This window comes from Lysinibacillus cavernae, assembly GCF_009724685.1.
Lineage (GTDB): Bacteria > Bacillota > Bacilli > Bacillales_A > Planococcaceae > Lysinibacillus > Lysinibacillus cavernae.
Genome location: NZ_WMEF01000002.1, coordinates 572,327 through 590,323 on the forward strand (window position 1 = coordinate 572,327; position 17,997 = coordinate 590,323).

At 31.6% G+C, this 17,997-nt stretch carries 16 protein-coding genes; 15 read left to right on the top strand and 1 reads right to left on the bottom strand.

The window, feature by feature from the left end:
- Nucleotide 1 precedes the first annotated feature (1 nt).
- The 7 genes from GJU32_RS07255 to GJU32_RS07285 are packed head-to-tail and all read left to right on the top strand — an operon-like array spanning nt 2 to nt 8,049.
- Nucleotides 2-976 (top strand): AAA family ATPase, encoded by a 975-nt coding sequence (locus tag GJU32_RS07255; RefSeq protein WP_155591257.1) that lies wholly within the window; start codon nt 2-4, stop codon nt 974-976.
- Between the two features lie 15 nt (nt 977-991).
- Nucleotides 992-2,557 (top strand): hypothetical protein, encoded by a 1,566-nt coding sequence (locus GJU32_RS07260; protein WP_155591258.1) that lies wholly within the window; start codon nt 992-994, stop codon nt 2,555-2,557.
- A 30-nt stretch (nt 2,558-2,587) separates the two neighbouring features.
- Nucleotides 2,588-4,429 carry a KAP family P-loop NTPase fold protein gene (locus GJU32_RS07265; protein ID WP_155591259.1) on the top strand — a complete coding sequence of 614 codons (1,842 nt, stop codon included), beginning with the start codon at nt 2,588-2,590 and terminating at the stop codon, nt 4,427-4,429.
- 1 nt (nt 4,430) lies between these two features.
- On the top strand, nt 4,431-5,216 hold the full coding sequence (gene qatB / locus GJU32_RS07270; protein ID WP_155591260.1) for a Qat anti-phage system associated protein QatB: 786 nt from the start codon (nt 4,431-4,433) through the stop codon (nt 5,214-5,216).
- On the top strand, nt 5,213-6,523 hold the full coding sequence (gene qatC / locus GJU32_RS23335; RefSeq protein WP_155591261.1) for a Qat anti-phage system QueC-like protein QatC: 1,311 nt from the start codon (nt 5,213-5,215) through the stop codon (nt 6,521-6,523). Before qatB ends, qatC begins: the two co-directional genes overlap by 4 nt.
- Nucleotides 6,504-7,247 carry a Qat anti-phage system TatD family nuclease QatD gene (qatD, locus tag GJU32_RS07280; protein ID WP_155591262.1) on the top strand — a complete coding sequence of 248 codons (744 nt, stop codon included), beginning with the start codon at nt 6,504-6,506 and terminating at the stop codon, nt 7,245-7,247. Before qatC ends, qatD begins: the two co-directional genes overlap by 20 nt.
- Before the next feature lie 55 nt (nt 7,248-7,302).
- Nucleotides 7,303-8,049, top strand: a complete 747-nt coding sequence (locus GJU32_RS07285) for a hypothetical protein (RefSeq protein ID WP_196426621.1) — start codon at nt 7,303-7,305, stop codon at nt 8,047-8,049.
- Between the two features lie 275 nt (nt 8,050-8,324).
- Here GJU32_RS07285 and GJU32_RS07290 read toward each other — a convergent pair whose 3' ends face one another.
- On the bottom strand, nt 8,325-9,320 hold the full coding sequence (locus tag GJU32_RS07290) for a DGQHR domain-containing protein (RefSeq protein WP_155591264.1): 996 nt from the start codon (nt 9,318-9,320) through the stop codon (nt 8,325-8,327).
- A gap of 133 nt (nt 9,321-9,453) precedes the next feature.
- On the opposite strand from GJU32_RS07290, the gene GJU32_RS07295 reads away from it, so the two are divergent.
- From GJU32_RS07295 to GJU32_RS23130, 8 genes are all read left to right on the top strand, one after another.
- The gene (locus tag GJU32_RS07295; RefSeq protein WP_155591265.1) at nt 9,454-9,804 is read left to right on the top strand and encodes a helix-turn-helix domain-containing protein; all 351 of its coding nucleotides are present in this window, start codon (nt 9,454-9,456) and stop codon (nt 9,802-9,804) included.
- A gap of 259 nt (nt 9,805-10,063) precedes the next feature.
- On the top strand, nt 10,064-11,974 hold the full coding sequence (locus GJU32_RS07300; protein ID WP_155591266.1) for an ATP-dependent nuclease: 1,911 nt from the start codon (nt 10,064-10,066) through the stop codon (nt 11,972-11,974).
- Nucleotides 11,975-11,976: 2 nt separating this feature from the next.
- Nucleotides 11,977-13,863 carry a UvrD-helicase domain-containing protein gene (locus GJU32_RS07305; RefSeq protein ID WP_155591267.1) on the top strand — a complete coding sequence of 629 codons (1,887 nt, stop codon included), beginning with the start codon at nt 11,977-11,979 and terminating at the stop codon, nt 13,861-13,863.
- A gap of 209 nt (nt 13,864-14,072) precedes the next feature.
- Nucleotides 14,073-14,216 carry a DUF6508 domain-containing protein gene (locus GJU32_RS23340; protein ID WP_230874981.1) on the top strand — a complete coding sequence of 48 codons (144 nt, stop codon included), beginning with the start codon at nt 14,073-14,075 and terminating at the stop codon, nt 14,214-14,216.
- Nucleotides 14,182-15,174: a PD-(D/E)XK nuclease family protein gene (locus GJU32_RS07310; protein ID WP_155591268.1), complete on the top strand. Its 993-nt coding sequence runs from the start codon at nt 14,182-14,184 to the stop codon at nt 15,172-15,174. Before GJU32_RS23340 ends, GJU32_RS07310 begins: the two co-directional genes overlap by 35 nt.
- Nucleotides 15,167-16,354 (top strand): PDDEXK-like family protein, encoded by a 1,188-nt coding sequence (locus GJU32_RS07315; RefSeq protein WP_196426622.1) that lies wholly within the window; start codon nt 15,167-15,169, stop codon nt 16,352-16,354. The genes GJU32_RS07310 and GJU32_RS07315 overlap by 8 nt, the downstream gene beginning before the upstream one ends.
- Nucleotides 16,355-16,526: 172 nt before the next feature.
- The gene (locus GJU32_RS07320) at nt 16,527-16,901 is read left to right on the top strand and encodes a hypothetical protein (protein WP_155591270.1); all 375 of its coding nucleotides are present in this window, start codon (nt 16,527-16,529) and stop codon (nt 16,899-16,901) included.
- Between the two features lie 338 nt (nt 16,902-17,239).
- The gene (locus GJU32_RS23130; protein ID WP_230874973.1) at nt 17,240-17,563 is read left to right on the top strand and encodes a Fe3+-siderophore ABC transporter permease; all 324 of its coding nucleotides are present in this window, start codon (nt 17,240-17,242) and stop codon (nt 17,561-17,563) included.
- Nucleotides 17,564-17,997: the final 434 nt, after the last annotated feature.

The window sequence follows — 17,997 nt, forward strand, 5'->3', positions numbered from 1 at the left end:
TATGGTGAACTTAACTAATATTAATGTACCTTTGGGAAAACACCCTGTAGACACTGGAAAATATCTAATTGCCACAAATGAAATTGATAAATTATGTTATATAGTAGGTAACTGGATTGATAACAGATTTCCAGGTGCTATTATTCATGGTCGCCCCCGCTTAGGTAAAACACGTGCAATCTCTTATTTAATTAAAGTACTTCCAGATGAATTGAATCAAAATATTCCTATGTTCCACATTAGATGTAGAACCTATAAAAGTGCTAGGGAAAGTAACTTTTTTGAGGATTTGTTAGATGGAGTTGGACATGCTGCACCTGATCTAGGAAGACCAAGTGAAAAAAGAGTCCGTTTAAAACATTTTTTTATAAATGCAGCCGAAAAATCAAAACAAAATAAAATTGTTCTTTTTATTGATGATGCGCAAAAACTATCTGCCATCCAATATGACTGGTTAATGGATATATATAATGAATTAGATGAATATGGGATTGTATTAACTACTATTTTAGTAGGACATGATGAACTAATCGACCGCAGAAAAAGATTCATTAAAAATAAGGATTTTCAGATAGTAGGTAGATTTATGAGTGATAGCTATCAGTTTAATGGGTTAAAAGATGTCGAAGACTTTAAAATATTACTGGGGCAATATGATGAAGGAACTGAGTTTCCTGTTAGTTCAGATGTGTCATTTACACAGTATTATTACAGGGACCATTTTGAAAACGGGTTTAGATTAGTTAACTATGCAGAGGAGTTTTATGACGTATATCTAGAACTACAATTAGAGAAGGGATTACAACACAACAAGGAAATACCAATGCAATACGTTACACTGTCTATAGAATATATCTTGAAGAATTATGGTTTTTTTGCTGAGAATGTTCAACTACTAAACAAAAATCTTTTAAAAAAAGCAATAATTAATTCTGGTTACTTTCAATCCGAGTTAGTTTTATTAGATGTTGATTAAAGTGGAGGGGGTAATATGGATAAAAAGGAGTTCGTTTGGAAAAGAGACTGGATACATAGTTATATATCCAATTGGTGTGTATTTGAAAGATTTAAATTTTCTAATGCACTAAGCAACCATGATATACTGCATATTTTTGGAAACGAGCATGTTCATAATATAAAACATATTGCAAATGCTTGTTTTTACCTAAGAGATCTTACAAGTTTAGCTGGCATAGATGAAAAGAAGTCCCTTGATTTATTAGGAGTAAATCTGAACAGTAGGGACACAATGGTCTTTAAAAAATTAGTTCCGATTATTGGTACGTCGCACAACTATTTTATCAACAAACAAGTTACTTATTGTCCAAACTGTATTAAAAGTGGTTTTCATAGTATATTTCATCAATTGAATTTATTTAAATACTGTGTTTTTCACCCGAATATAGCATTAATAGACTCTTGCGAAAAATGTGATTCTCTTTTAGGTGAATATTTGTTATTCAATAATCCTAACCCTCCCTTTACTTGTAAGTGTGGTACTAGTTTATTGGATAGTACAAATGTAATTTCCATTTTTAATAGCTGGGAAAAAAAGTTCACTATTAAAGATAAAGAACTTTTAAACTTACTTACAATATATAAACATCAAAAAGCAACCCCAGTAATTATTCACCCTCAGCGTATTTTTCGAATGGATGAAGGATACAATCAATCAGCCCTATTTTTATTAATAAATTACACTAAAAACTATTATTTAGATACAGGCTTAAGTAGTATGGAAACTATAAAAGTGGAATATAATCATAACTCAAGATCTTCGAAAAACTCTTTTAAAAAAGCTTTAAACAATTACAATAATATTTTTGATTATCGGAATAGGTTCCATAACTTGGCGGAAAAGGATAAAATAGATGCAATACTTTTTGAAATTTATATCCATTCTAGAAATGTTTATAAAGCTATTAAAAGGTATTTACTCAAAAGCTATCTAAAAAAGCATAAAAACTGTATTCACCTTAATAATGAGCTACTTGAAAATGGGACATATTGCAAGTTTGCTACAGCATTTACTTTTTGGAGAGAGGAGTTTGAGGGAATCAATTTATCACATACTGTAAGAGAATCACCAGAAAAAACAAAAATATTTAACTTTGAGAGCTATAATGAGCAATTTTCAATTTACACAAAAGGTTTTTATAGTACATATCTAGAAGACTTGTTGGATAGCTGTTTTAAAAATACTCGTGATTTAAAAATTATTGATATAAATCAAATAAAAAAGATAGTGAGTACTCTGTTATCATATTTTTTGCTTGAGAGATTTTTAAAATACTTAGATTTAATTTCAAATTCTTCAACATACAAAAGATTTAATTATTACTTACCAAGAGAAGTGCCTATGCATTTAGTTATATTTGATACGAAAACAAATAAAACTACCATTTATCACCAAAATATACATGGTAAATTAAAAAAAATAGTACAAGATATACAAAACGAACAAAATACATGTGGATTTGATAGAAACCAAAAATACAATCCATACAGAACACCCCTACAACTTGCAATACAAAAAGTGGATCGTAGCAAAGATTAAAATTACATAGTTAAGAAAGAGGTTCCTAAAATGTGGAAAGATAGTGAAACTGAATTAGATTTTTTGGATTTTGATTATTTAATAGGATTGCTCGATGAGTTAATTGAGGATGATACATTACTTCCATCAAGTATTGGAGTATATGGGGACTGGGGAAGTGGAAAATCTAGCTTAATTCGCATGAGTATGAAAAAAGCCGAACAACGTGAGGGAACAGTATGTCTCAATTTTAATGGCTGGTTATTTGAAGGATATGAAGATGCGAAAACAGCTTTAGTAGGAAGTATTCTAGATGCTATCCAATCAAACCAGAAATTATCTACTAATGCCAAAAAGACAATTAACATTTTATATAAAAGTATTGATAAATTAAAGTTTGCTAAAAAAGGCGTTAGATACGGGGCAGATATATTATTAAGTGGAGGTATAGGCACGTTATTAGAACTGTCTACAAAGGAGGTAATTAATCAAGTAAAGGGTGCTGTTTCTACAGATAATTTTCCAGACCTTGAAGAGGGTAAAATTTTAGATGCTATTAAAAGTGAGTTAGAATTCAAAGAATTACGTGAAGATATAAAAGAATTTCAAGTGAATTTTGCAAAATTACTAGAAGAAAGTAAAATTAACCGATTGGTAATTTTTATTGACGAGTTAGATCGCTGTAGTCCAGATACTATATTAGAGACACTGGAAGCTATCAGGCTGTTTTTATTTACTGGGAATTCGGTATTTATTATTGGTGCCGATGAAAGGCATATATCTTACGCTGTACAACGAAAATTTGATGAGATAGAAGGACAGCAAATTAATATTGGAAAAGAATACTTAGAGAAAATTATTCAATATCCTATTAGAATTCCTAGATTAAGCTCCATAGAAATGAAATTCTATATAACTTGTTTACTTTTTGAAAAAAGATTAACCTCTGTAGAATTTGAAAAAATACTTAGTTTATTTAATGACGCAAAAAGCGAAAATTTCTTTAAATTTGCTATTTCTTTTGAATTGATTAATGAAAAATATCCTGATATTGCAGAAAAAGTTAAAGAGGATATTGTTGTGGCAGAACAACTATCAGATGTATTGGCGCAAGGTCTAAATGGTAATCCAAGGCATTGTAAGAGGTTTTTAAATTCGTTAGTTATGAGAGAAAAAATGTCTTCTTATAAAAAAATAGAATTAGATAGAAAAATCTTAGCTAAATTAATGATGCTGGAATATTTTAAACCTACTCTCTTTAAACAAATCGCTGAATTCCAAGGTAATTTACAAGAATTAAACAATCAATTAGGTGAATTGGAAAATGATAAATTAAGTGAAGAAAATGTTTTAAAAATCTGGAATGATGATAATTGGGTTAAAGATTGGTGTAATATCGATCCGAAAATAGGCGAAGTAGATTTAACACCTTACTTTTATTTCTCAAGGGATAGCTTAAATAATAAAAGTTTTAGTTCACTTAAAAAATTAAGTCACAATGCAAATAAAATATTTGAACAACTTATAAGTGGAAGTCAGGCAGCTAGAAATGCAGCAATTAAAGAAGCTATTAATATAAGTGATTATGAGGCAGTCGAAATATTACAAATGTTATTTACAAAATTGATTGGTACATCTAACATAGGAAAAGATATTTTTAGGTCTTATTTAGAATGGGGAAAAACCAAAGAATCTTTATATTCTCAAGTATTAAATGATCTCAATTCATTACCTGGATCAAAACTAAAATTACCAATAGTACCATTAATAACAAATTATATAAAACATACAAAACAATTTGCATTATTCCAAGAAACATTGGAAAACTGGAAAAAAGAAAATCCTAAAATTGTCACAGCTATAGAAACATCACTTACAAAAGGAGAGAAGTAACATGGGAACTTCTAGTATATATAGAGGGCCGATAGATAATAATCCTCTTCTTCCAGAAGGTTTTGATTCTAATGAGCTAAATGGGGATCAAGAACAGCAAGGAAAAGAGCCATTAGCGCCATGGAAAGCTGCTAAAAATTCTATGTCACAATATATTAATGAAAGTCATAGTAACAGGGGAAGGGTTTTACGGAGTTATACTAAAGCACTAGGTGGTGCAAGCAACGCTGCTAGTACAGCTAGAAGTGGTATTAAATCAGCAGTTAATTTAGGAAGATTTCTATCTTCGGTATCTTCTGAAGGTCTTGAAAATACACTTCAAAGAATAAGTGTCAATTTTAAAGGAAAAGGAGTTGAGGAACTATTTTCAACTCTAGTTAATGTCTTAGTTCCAGAATCAAATTTGAAAGAAGACGCAATAGCAAGAAAAGCTTCAATTGATGCTCTCTCTCAACTCTATGAATTTGTAGAACAAAATGATATGGATATAAAAGCTTTAGATTCTTTAAATCAAGAGTTTTTTGATACAGTTATGGCCACTTTTATTTCTAGCTTTATATTTGAACGATTATTAAATGATTTAGAAAGTCGTTTCGAACAATATGCTTCTGACACCAATCTTGCTATTGAAAAAGAATCAGAAGTTAAGGAATATATTATCCAGCATACAGATGTTAAATTACAAGATATTGACTTTAAAAACATAGATTATAATCAAAGTAGTATAGAAGATGTGTTTGAAGGCATTTATAAAGAGTGCTATGAAGTATTGGAGGATTATCTATGATTCAAAATGAGCTTTTAATTAGAATAGATAGTGAAGATACGTACAAAGTTGAAAATGATTATATAGATTACAACTTAAGTGATAATTCTATATTTACATATACTTTTTGGGATAAAAATTTAAAATCCCTACCAAACTTTTTCAGTGATGAAGGTTTAGATTTATTTTACATATCACTGTCAGTATTTGGGGCAGATAGAATTTTACTTAGAGATTATGGTGAGAATGCCTGGAAAAGAAATATAAAACTTCATATTCCGGTTTTATCAATCCAAAAGTGGGAGCAAAATAAAGCTTTAATAGAGTCTATCTTAAACTTTTTAAGTGGGGATAATTGGGAAATAGAATTCAGAGAAAGAGGATTGACAAAAAAAGAAAGACAATTCAAAGAAGAGATATTGAAAGCAGAGGAAAAATACGAGTACGAAAAATTATGTATGTTTTCAGGAGGATTAGATTCATTTATAGGTGTAATAGATGCAATTGAAAATTATCCTGATGATAAAACATTATTTGTTAGTCATTATGGTGGAGGTAAGGGAGTTCGAGAGTACCAAAATGCTTTATTTACCTCACTTAATGAGACTTATAATTTAGACTCACATGCTTTTTATAGCTTTTATGCTAGTGCAAAAAATGGAATAGAGGACACTACAAGAACTAGATCTTTAATGTTCTTCGCACATGCCATTCTATTAGGGACAGCTATGCAAAAAAGAATGACATTACTAATCCCTGAAAATGGATATATATCGTTAAATATCCCACTCACTAATTCTAGATTAGGAAGTAGTAGCACTAGAACAACGCATCCATATTACATGAAACTTTTACAAAATCTACTTACTAATTTGAACATAAATATTAACTTAGAAAACCCTTATCAATTTAAGACAAAAGGTGAAATGATTATAGAGTGCCAAAACATAGATTTATTAAATAAGAATCTAGCTAATACTATGTCGTGTTCTCATCCAGACTTAGGTAGATTGTATGGAGAATCGAATACAGCACATTGCGGAACATGTTTACCCTGCACAATTAGAAGGGCCTCAATAAGAAAGGCAAATATATTAGACACTAGTACGTATAGAGATTTATATTTTGAACACGGTCCAACTGCAAGAATGAATTTAATGTCTTATAATATGGGGTTACAAAAATATAACAAAAAGTATTCCTTTATGAACATTCAAAATTCAGGACCTATATCAACAAACATTTCTGAGTTTGTTAAGGTTTATGATCGCGGAATGGCTGAATTAAAGGCATTACTGGAGAGTATTCATGAGCAAATTTCACTTTGACACACATGTACATTTAGATTTATACAAAGACACAGATAACATCATTGCACATATTAACGAACGTAAATCATATACTATTGCCGTAACAAACTTACCAATATTATATGAAAAAGCTAGGAAAAATATCCCTGATACTAAATATATTCGATTTGCCCTTGGTCTACATCCTGAATTGATTCATGAATTTCCTGAACAAGTAACGGAGTTTTTTAAAAAACTTAAAAAAGTACGATATGTTGGCGAAATAGGATTAGATTTCAGTAAGGAGTACACATCATATCAAAATCTGCAACAAGAGTTTTTCAAGAGGTGTATAACAGAGTGCCATCGTTTGGGCAATAAAATACTAAGTATTCATTCGAGAAAAGCTGCGAGAGAAGTAATAGACATAATAGGACCTGAATTTAACGGAAAAGTTATTTTACATTGGTTTAATGGTAATCAATCTGATACAAGAAGAGCTATAGATAATGGATACTATTTTTCAATAAACAATGAAATGATAAAGAGTATAAACGGTAGAAAAATAATCGAGCTTATACCGCTAAATCGCATTCTACTTGAGAGTGACGGACCATTCACTAGAACATTTAAAAACAATTATGATATAAACTTTTTTGACGATTTGATTATGTCGATTTCAACACTAAAAGAATGTAAAATTGAAGATTTGTATAAGATATTAAGAAACAATTTCAAAACCATACTTGAAAGTAATAAATAAATTTTGATGTAAAGAGCAGTAAAGCTAAGAAGGAGTGTGGCTGTAAATGCTTATATTGGTACCATTTATAATAGCAATTATAGTATTTGTTTTAAAATTGAAATTAGTAAAAACTGAAGATGGGAAAAAATTCGCCAAAATTGAAATGATTATAGATATTTTAAAATTTACTATTCCATGTTTAGTATTTTTTTGTTTACATTTCATCTGGGGAATTCAGGTGTTTAGCATATTCACGAGGGTATTCGATATAGCGATTTTATTATTAATTGTGTTTGTTTTTCTAGGAGGAAAACATTCATATCAAGAAAGAAAAGCAATAGGTGCTATTTTTTCATTTTTATTGATATTAATTGCTATAATGATTTCAATATTTTCGATGATAATAGGTACGTTTGGTGAATCTGCAGGTACATATTTAGTTTTATTTATAAAAGCAGTAATAAGCTTTTTAACATTTACTTGGGCAACGTTTACAGCAAAATCTGAATCTGTAAAATATAAGATTAAAGATTTTGCTCAAACTATTATTCAATCGTTTAAACAACGAGATATTAGTAAACATGATTATTTTCTATTCGGTATATTAAGTTTATTTATGTTTACTGGAGATCCTTATCAATATCTTACACCTGTAGGTTTATTCGGAATACACGAGATATTAAATCGTAAATATTTTAAAGGAAGTATTTATATTGTAGTAGGTAATATTATATTATTAATGAAATCTACATCTTGGGCAGATACTATTTACGGTATATACTTTGATAGCTGTTATAGACTTAATCATACAGTTTTTTAAATTTAAAAAATAAATTTGGTTCCTAATATGAAGTTTAGAATCCTTGTTATAAGAAGCTAGTGAAAATTATCCGAATATGAACTGAGGATATTTAATTAAACGACTTTATTATTTTAAGTTATCCGTGGCGACAGAGAAGAACAATTACTCAATAGCAATATTTAGATGCAAAAATGATATAATATCTTTTTACAAGCTCAAAGCGAAAAATCCAATATTATATGTTTAAAATGAAAATAGCCCCCGAAAAATGGAGGCTATTTTCATTTTAATAGCTAGCTTTTCAAGCAATTTAAAATATCATCTGCTAACATTTTAGAACCTGCTGCCCCTTTAAGATACTTTAAATTTCCTGTAGATAACCAATCAATTTCTTTTAGGTTACTTAAAATCTTCGTTAATTGAGCAGAATCTGGTTGTTGAGATTTTATTGAATAATTTTCATTAATTATTTTATTTCCTACAATTGCCAATGCGTTTAAACATGTTATATGTGTCATTCTATACAACTTATTATCATCCCACTGATTTGGGAACATTTCTTTTATTAAGTTGAAATAAAATAAAGTAATATTTAACTTCCGTTCTTTTGAAAGGGATGCTAAAGCAGACTTTTTAGTTAATAATTTTATAATGTTGTACAGGTTTTGTAATGTTACGTTTTTTTCTTTAGTTCTTCTTCCGATTAAGGTTCCTTTACTAAAGAAAGGACTCTCTGGCTTAAGAATTAAGTTTGTAGCTACCCAGCTAATGTCATCATTATCCCTGTTTAAATAGCGACTTAGTGATGTACCAATACCCTTGGCTTTTGAATTAATTACATCAAATAATTTAATTTCTTCATCCTCATCTAAATAATGAAAAGCCAAGAAGGGAACATTAAGCATACTATCAGTTTCATTAATATATTCACTTATTCCGCCTAACCTATGCTGCCCATCCATTAAAGTAGCTTTTTTTGTGCAAATTAATCTCCCGAAATTTCTTCGTTGACCTTCATATGCGTGAAATTCCCAATGTCCTGAAGCATTTAATAAAATTGGCGTGTAAAGAGCATCTTCACCTTGTGATAAATAACTAGCAAAATCTTTACATCTTTTTTTATCTATGGGGCGTTGATAGCCTTTGCCAGAAGGATCATTATAAAGTTTGGAGTATGAGAAGTTGACTGCTATTTGAGATGAGACAAAGCCCTGGTAAGTAACACGACCACGCATTTTAGATTGTAATACATTTTCTATTGCTATATTTGAAGGTAAGTTATTACTCATAACAAAAACTCCTTAACAAAATTTTAATACTTAAACATTATAGTACTTATAAGTACATAATTCAATCAAATTTATACTATATGTAACTGTAAGATAGTACAAACCTCACATAGTCTAAATGTGAGGTGATTTTGTGGAAAGTTTAGTTAAATTAGTTGGTAGCAACATCAAAGAAATACGGAAAATGAAAAAACTCACTCAGGAAGAATTGGCTGAAAAATGTGGTCTGCAAACTTCGTATTTGGCCGGGGTTGAACGAGGGGATAGGAATATTACTATCCAAACCTTAGAAAAGATTACTGAAGGCTTGGAAGAAACACCTAGCAGTATCTTTAAATTTGATACTATCAATTTCGATAATAAGTATTTTGAAAAAAAAGAATTGATTATGATCTTGCAAAATTTAATAGAGGATAGAAGTGAAGTAGAGGTTCGTTTAATATTAAATATTGCTAATGAAATATTTAATACTTTTGAAAAATGAAGGCCTTTAATAAAAAAATCCATAAAGAATCATCAAGTTTACCACTCATCCGAGTGGTTTATTTTTTTATCATTCAAAAAAGTCAGTGTTTTTGAGTTAATAAAATCCACTATCGTTGCTCTTGAAAACATCACTTTACCCCTGGTATTTGATTATATTCTTAAATCTGTTAAACAAAGATTACATATGAAATGTGCTTATTTTCTAAATATGGTATACAATTGAATATAAATGCCTAATAGAATAGGAGCAATGAATCATGTATTTAGCAGAGTTAAAGATATGGAACTTCAGAAAATTTTCCTCTAATGAAAATGATCCAGGATTAGCCCTTAATTTCACACCTGGATTAAACCTTTTAGTTGGTGAAAATAATTCGGGAAAAACAGCAATTGTAGATGCAATAAAATACACTATACATACTCAAAGCTATGAAAATATTAGAATTGAGAATGAGGATTTCCATCTACCTGTTGGAGAAACCGAAGAAACAAACAGAGCTACTGAATTACGTGTCGAATGCGTTTTTAAAGGATTTAGCGATGATGAAGCAAAAAACTTTTTAGAATGGCTAGGTATGGAGAAAAACGATCAGGACAAATACGAATATTATCTTAAAGTATTTCTAACTGCAAAAAGAAATAATAACTCTATTTATTATGATATTAAAGCTGGGCCAGATCATGAAGGAAAACAACTTAGTGGAGAAGCAAGAAACCTATTAAGGAGTACCTACCTGAAACCTTTACGGGATGCTGAAAAAGAAATGTCTCCCAGAAGAAATTCTCGATTAGCACAAATTTTAACCAGTCATGATGCATTCAAAGGAAAGGAAGAAGAACATTATATTTTTGAAACTATTAAAGAAGCAAATGAAAAGATTCAAAGCTACTTCAAAGGTATAGATCAAGATGGAGCTCCATTATCAGACCAAGAAGGTAAGAAATTATTAGAAGATATCAATGACTACTTGGAGGAGTTTGGAGGTATTAATAATAAACTCCACTCAAATTTCACTTTAGCAAGATTAAATCTGAAGAATATACTTGAAAGGTTGAACCTAGAAATGACTGAGAATAAATCAGGACTGGGTTCTCAAAATTTATTATTTATCGCAACGGAATTGCTACTTTTAAAAAGAGACTCATATCAAGGATTAAAATTAGCTTTGATAGAAGAGATTGAGGCTCATCTACATGTCCAAGCACAAATTAGACTAATTGATTTTCTTCAGGAGGAAGTAAAAGGTTCTGGTGTTCAACTAATTATGACTACACATAGTACTGACCTTGCATCAAAAGTACGATTAGAAAATTTAATAATCTGCAAAGATGACAAAGCTTTTCCTATGGGACAAAATTACACAAAATTAAATAAAGGTGATTATTTATTTTTAGAACGTTTTTTAGACTCGACTAAAGCAAACCTATTCTTTGCACAAGGGGTCATTATGGTGGAAGGTGATTCGGAGAACTTATTATTACCGACAATCGCAGACATAATAGAAAAACCTTTTTCCAAGTACGGGGTAACTGTAGTTAATGTCGGTAACACGGCGTTCTTGAGATATTCAAGAATTTTTAAAAGGAAACATCCTGAACACGGATTGCTAAATATCCCTGTAGCAGCAATAACTGATAATGACATTAAACCTGATTTTTACAAAGATAAAGATCCACTTGTTAACACAAAGAGCGATTTAGAAAAAGTAAAAACTATAGAACAAAGAAGAGCAGATAAGAGCCATAATATAGATGGTCAGAATGTAAAATTGTTTATATCCCCTGATTGGACATTAGAATACGATATCGCGTTAGGTACATTACAAAAGGAATTATTACAAGCAGTTCTTAGAGCAGAAAAAATAGGTAACAGTGATGTCATTGGTTTAACACCTAAAAAGGAACAACAAATTTCAAAAGAAATCGACGAACTGTATAAAGAATGGGACAAAAAAAACACTTCTAATGAAGAAAAGGCTTTTTATATTTATTATGATTTAGTACTTGAGAAAAAAATATCAAAAGCAATAATCGCTCAATGCCTTGCTGGAATTTTAGAAGAATTGAAAGAAAAGGATCCTCTTGTCTTAAAATCCAAACTTCTAAGTGATGCGCAATTACAATATATTGTGAGAGCTATTAACCACGCTACAACCGGAGGTGAGTAACTATGCAGATAACAGATAACGATATTTTATATGCAGAAGGTCTATTACTAAAAGACGGTGAGTCATTTAATGATGAACGTAGAGAGATTATCAAAAGCTTAGAAACTGTGGACGTATTAGCAAGCCCAGGAAGTGGGAAAACGACTACATTATTAGCAAAGTTGGCAATATTAAATGCGAAACTACCATTAGAGAATAATGAAGGGATTTGTGTTCTTACTCACACCAACACTGCGATTGATGAAGTGAAAAATAGATTAGGTGTGTATGGAGATAAACTTTTTAGATATCCAAATAACTGTAGCACTATACAGTCTTTTATCAATCAATTTTTAGCAATCCCGGCATATATATATTTCTATGGAAAAAGGCCACTCAGGATAGATGACGAAATATACAATGAAGCTATCAGTAAAGAATTTTTTAACCATATACCTCGGAGATTACGATTTGGTATACAGAAACAACACATAGATATTACAAAAATTAGATTCAATTTAAACGATGCTACTTTGGTAAACAGCTTACATGGGAACCCCATTTATAAGAATCATGAGAGTGACAGCTATGTTGCTCTAAAAAAATTAAAAGAGAGTATTATGGAAGACGGAATCCTTTGTTATGATGATGCATATTACTTATCTTTAAAATACCTTAGGATACATCCTAATCTTAAAGAGATATTTTCTAAACGTTTTCGCTATGTCTTTATTGATGAAATGCAAGACACGATGGAACATCAGATTTCTTTACTTAATTCAATTTTCGATGACACTGTTGTCATCCAGAGAATTGGAGATCCAAATCAGGCAATATACGATGACCCCAACGCTACGGGACATTGGGATATAAACAAAGACTCAATTCTTCAAATATCAGATAGTAAGCGTTTTTCCCGTAAAATTGCCTCTGTTGTTCAAAATGTATGTATCAGCCCACAAAAATTGGTTGGAAACTCGTTAATTGAGGAAATAAAGCCTAGAATTCTGGTATTTAACGTAGATAACCAGAAAAATGTGTTCTTACACTTTTCAAGGTTAATCATCGAAAACAATCTGCATATCCGTGACAGTAATGTTTTCAAAGCCGTAGGATGGGTGGCAGAACATGAAAGTGAATTGGGGATAACTAGTTATTGGGATATGTATAAAAAAGAATATAAAAAGAAAATTGATTTTGACCATTTGAAAAGTTATTTGCTAAAAGTAACTAATGATGAAGGTATAAATCATGGCAGCAATTTCTATAGAAAAAGAATACTAAGAGGTCTTGTAAAAGCACTAAGAGAAATGAATGAAAAAAATAACAGAAAATATTTCACAGAAGAATCATTTTTAAGGTATCTTCAAGAGAACAATGAAGAAGTTTATGATAAATTATTATTAAACCTATCAAAATGGTGTCTAAAAATCCAAAACGATGAAGAAATATTGAGCGAAGTAACTTCTTTCATCACAGTTGAAATTAAAGAGATTTTTAATTGGAGCGATATTTCTAAATTAAATACCTTTTTCCAAGCAAAGTATGAAGATGTAATGGAAGATCATCAGATAAAGACGAACGTATTTACTTTTTCGGAGAATGAAAAAGATTTCAACATAGAGATCTCTTCTATTCATGGTGTCAAAGGTGAGACGCATACAGCCACACTTTATTTAGAAACCTTCTTCTATGATTATGATATTAAACGAATAATAGAGTATTTGAAAGGGCAACACTCTAAAACTACCGCTAAAAGAAAACTGCAAAACCTGAAGATGACTTACGTCGGAATAACACGCCCTTCTCATTTACTTTGTGTCGCAATTAGAGAAGAGACTATAGATGGACACGAAGATGAATTGAAGACTGCGGGTTGGGAAATTGAATATGTCGATAAGGTAAAATGACTATAAAATTCAATCAGTTTTAAATAAAGTAATATTTATTTACTTATATGTACATAATTATATTTTTTATCCCTTTTGTTGATACGAAGGGGTTTTTGTATATTGTGAATTGTACTCCAAATTAGTGAATTATAATAGAATAATAAATATCGAGGGCTTATCCGATGAAGCATTATTGCTAAGTATGTGATGGGTGTAATGGAAGTAGAATTGAAGCCGAGCGATTTTGCGACGGTGCATTATTAGATTTTTTTAAAAGTGGCTACATATTGAAGTGGCTTGAAAGATTAAACAGTATTGAGTATAGGAGGTTCGACTATGGATATAAACAAAATGAAAACTCTGTCGTATGATGAGCTGCGTGCTTTATATAAGATCTTCCTACAAAGCCAGGACATTTCAAGAGCTACCATCAATACAGCTTATGTGGATACTTTCTATCTCTGGAGGAAAGGGAGTCAGGAGCTGTTTTGGAATGCAGTGAACGCTACTGATTTTGAGAATGAAGCAAAGGGCGCATTAATAAAGTCTCTTTCTAAAAACTCGACCGGTAATGTTAATTCACTTGTTAATGGATACTTGTCTCATCTAAGAAGGTTCCGTTTATTTTTAGCTTCTAGTGGAACTGCCGAGCCAGCTAAGCCTAAGCAGGAAAAGGCTGCTATGAGTTCATATACTCGTAAGAAGAAAATGGACATTGATGTTCCTTATCCATCAATCGAGCAGGTTGAGTTTTATCTTGTAAAGTGGGATGGCCTTAAGAACTACCACCTGCAGGAGGATGCGCTTAATAAACTGTTCTTTGAGCTGTGTCCTAAGAATACAGATGTTACCGATATTCTTTTGAAGGCATCAGTGCTTAATGACTTTTATAGTACGAACATTTTCTCAATCTATCCAGTGGCTAAGCACATATGTGTCCTAGATATTGATACGAGACTTAAAGCCGGTGATATTACCCTGGTTGGAGATATCCAGTATGTAACTATCGGTGAGACAGAAAAGAATTTTTACTCATTTGCCTCAAAGTATTGTAGCCATCACAATCCGCTCGATTATCCAATTTATGACAGCTATGTCGATGAGGTGCTTCGCTATTTTAGAGATCGTGATAGTTTCTCAGATTTCCCAGATAGCGATTTGAAGGATTATGTAAAATTCAAAGGCATACTAATTGATTTTCGTGCCTTCTATGGCTTGGATAAATATAACCTGAAACAAATCGACCAATATGTTTGGTTGCTTGGGAAGAATTACTTCCCGAAGAAATACGGAAAGAAAGAGCGTAATGGAGGTGTTTCAGTTGGCTGATAATAATAAATACAGTGAAGATGAGCAGGCACTAAAAGACTTCCTACTGGATATAGATTGCTTAGATCCACTGGCAGACTGGACAAGCAAATTCAATCTGTTTGACATTCTTAAAATTACACGGACTGAAATCCGCCACAGCAATATGCTTTCATGGCTCCTCAATCCCAATGAAAATCACGGACTTAGTGATAGTGTTATCAGGGGTTTCATCCAATATGTGGTCACTTCATTTAGTGAGGATGTGGACGTGTTCGATACGTTGTTGATGGATTGCCACGATTTCATGATTCAACGTGAATGGAGGCATATAGATATCTTGGCTGTATCTGCTGAAGAGAAGTTTGTTCTCTGTTTCGAGAATAAAATCGATTCAGGGGAGCATGATAATCAGCTTAGAAGATACCGTTACAGCATTGACGAGACTTACCCTGATTACAAGAAGATGTACATATTCCTTTCACCGGATGGCTCTGAATCAAGTGAGCCGGAGTATTGGTGCTCTATGGGATACCAAGATGTGCTGGACATCGTTGAAAATGCTCGTAGAAAAGTTAAGTTGCTTCCAGATGCAGAATTGTTGATAGATAATTACGTTGAAACAATTAGGAGGGATATTGTGGGTGACGAAAGATTAGCACAGATTTGTGCAGATATATACGCAAAACATCAGAAAGCCCTTGATTTGATATTTGAAAACAAACCGGACCGTGCATCCGACGTTGCTGAGATTTTTAGGCAGTGGGCCACGGAAATGACAGAAAAAGGAGAGCTCGTAGTTGTGCTTGATAAGTGCGCCAAGACTTATACAAGATTTAAGACAAAGGGCATGTCGGAACTCATCCCTGATGCAGAAGAAGCACAAAGTGGATGGAAAACAAAGAATCATTACTTCTATGAGCTTTATAACAATGGCGGTAATGAATTCTTTATTCAGCTTGTTTTTAGCTCTAAAAACATTCCGGATAGTTTGAAGGATATGTGTGAGCGCATTAATGTGTATTATCCTTCCAGGCAGCAGAAAGCGAACTGGCAGTGGCGTACTCCGTTTACTACTAAACGTTCGAAGATTGAGGAGGAAGTCTCGAAAGAGAAAATCTATGAGCAGCTTAATAAAAAGTTAAATGTAATAAAAGCATTTGAACAGAAACTCAAAGGCCAATTGGAACAAGGGAACTAGCATGTATCGAATAGAGTATTGCTTTGATTCCTAGGATTACGAATGCAGTTTCAGTGGAGAAACCTTTCGTGTTACCGGAAGTATCCATGAGTCCCCGTTAGGAGCTTATAAGACTAGAAAAAGAAGGCCTCAAAGTACCCAAATTACTGCTACTAGAGATACTGTTTCAGGAATGGTTTCACAAGAGCTTGATGAAGCATATGAAAAGTATGAGCACGATATGACTAGCGAAGAAGCACAACGTGAACTTATGGATATATTTTTTCTGTCGGTTATGCTCATTGCTAAAATACGAAAGTTATCTAATGCTCGAATAATAAAGGATGGCGGCGCACCGGGAGAATGTATAGAAGGGCAAGATATAATACAAAAACTTTCAGCGCCTAAATATGTAGCTAGCATTAATCAGATACTGGAAAACAATCCGTTGTTGCTGGAAGAAAAATCAGCTACTCTGTCAGAAATATTAGGGCGTAGCATTGTTTTGAATTGTCAGTACGTACCTATTGAAAGCAACCAATTCAGAGAAAAACTAATGGTTTTATAAAGCGAATTTATGTAGGAACAATCTACCATCGAGAGCAAAATACCATAACTTTGTTCCACAAACTTCCGAGTCCATACTAATCCAGAGACTCAAGAAAGTAAATCCCAATAGTCCCCCCAATTTAAAATATGAATATCTTGTAACTCATTTTCCGGAATAGACGTAAGGTTCATGGAGTTATTCAACAATCGGGCGCGTTTATTTAGGAACGCGTCTTTTTCATTTAAGGGGTCATTTTGTTGAATAACTCTATTATGTAAAATATTACCTATTAAGGTTTAAAAAGGTTATACTTCAATTAACAGATTTGCTAAATACTATAGATTAGGTGATGTGAAATGATACAGTTTTTATTTGTTATTTTAATATGGATTATACTTGTTATAAATGCATATTTTAAAATGGCTAAGGAAGAACAACAGACATTAAAAATTGAGCTTAAAGAACCTTTTGTACTTTTTAGTGTGGGATTACTAGTCATAGGGTTTTTGTTATCATCTTCGGGAATTATTCTAGCGATTAGATTGATTCAGTATATTGGTGTAACTATGATATTTATTAGCTTATGGGCTTTTAGTTACTTATATTTAATAAAAAATCATTTTAAAACACCGCTTAGGTTGCGTTTTTTTATTCAACTAACGGGCCATTTTGTGGAATAACACTCTATAAAAATTATTTGGATATTTGTGCTAAAATTTAAGTGAAATTGTGAAGAAATATACTTAAACTACCAAGGAACGTAATTTTCTTCATTCTCTGTGGTGAATCTATATTTTTTAATTCATGGGATGGCTAAGAGACAAGTTAATTAGAAAAAGGGATAAATGTAATTTAAGTGTTAAGATTAAATTATCTATACACTAAGAGATTGGAGAGATTCACAAATGGAACAAAAAGAATGTCCTTAATGTAATAACAGGCAAATCGAAAAGGGTATTATTCGTTAAGGGAATGCAGTAGTTCATATGTTTTCCTACAATAATTCAAGAAGTCTATCATCACCAATATCCTCACATTACTGCTCGAATTGTGGGTAACTGTTAGGTCTATATGTTGAAAATCCTAAGAATCTTGAAAAGTGATATTTAACTAA

Bases quoted from the DNA above. Each gene is read 5' to 3' on its own strand.
- GJU32_RS07305 (WP_155591267.1), top strand. From the start codon at position 11,977: ATGCAGATAACAGATAACGATATTTTATATGCAGAAGGTCTATTACTA.
- GJU32_RS07290 (WP_155591264.1), bottom strand. From the start codon at position 9,320: ATGAGTAATAACTTACCTTCAAATATAGCAATAGAAAATGTATTACAA.
- GJU32_RS23130 (WP_230874973.1), top strand. From the start codon at position 17,240: ATGATACAGTTTTTATTTGTTATTTTAATATGGATTATACTTGTTATA.
- qatD (WP_155591262.1), top strand. From the start codon at position 6,504: ATGAGCAAATTTCACTTTGACACACATGTACATTTAGATTTATACAAA.
- GJU32_RS07300 (WP_155591266.1), top strand. From the start codon at position 10,064: ATGTATTTAGCAGAGTTAAAGATATGGAACTTCAGAAAATTTTCCTCT.
- GJU32_RS07265 (WP_155591259.1), top strand. From the start codon at position 2,588: ATGTGGAAAGATAGTGAAACTGAATTAGATTTTTTGGATTTTGATTAT.
- GJU32_RS07320 (WP_155591270.1), top strand. From the start codon at position 16,527: ATGGTTTCACAAGAGCTTGATGAAGCATATGAAAAGTATGAGCACGAT.
- GJU32_RS07255 (WP_155591257.1), top strand. From the start codon at position 2: ATGGTGAACTTAACTAATATTAATGTACCTTTGGGAAAACACCCTGTA.
- GJU32_RS07260 (WP_155591258.1), top strand. From the start codon at position 992: ATGGATAAAAAGGAGTTCGTTTGGAAAAGAGACTGGATACATAGTTAT.
- qatC (WP_155591261.1), top strand. From the start codon at position 5,213: ATGATTCAAAATGAGCTTTTAATTAGAATAGATAGTGAAGATACGTAC.
- qatB (WP_155591260.1), top strand. From the start codon at position 4,431: ATGGGAACTTCTAGTATATATAGAGGGCCGATAGATAATAATCCTCTT.
- GJU32_RS07310 (WP_155591268.1), top strand. From the start codon at position 14,182: ATGGATATAAACAAAATGAAAACTCTGTCGTATGATGAGCTGCGTGCT.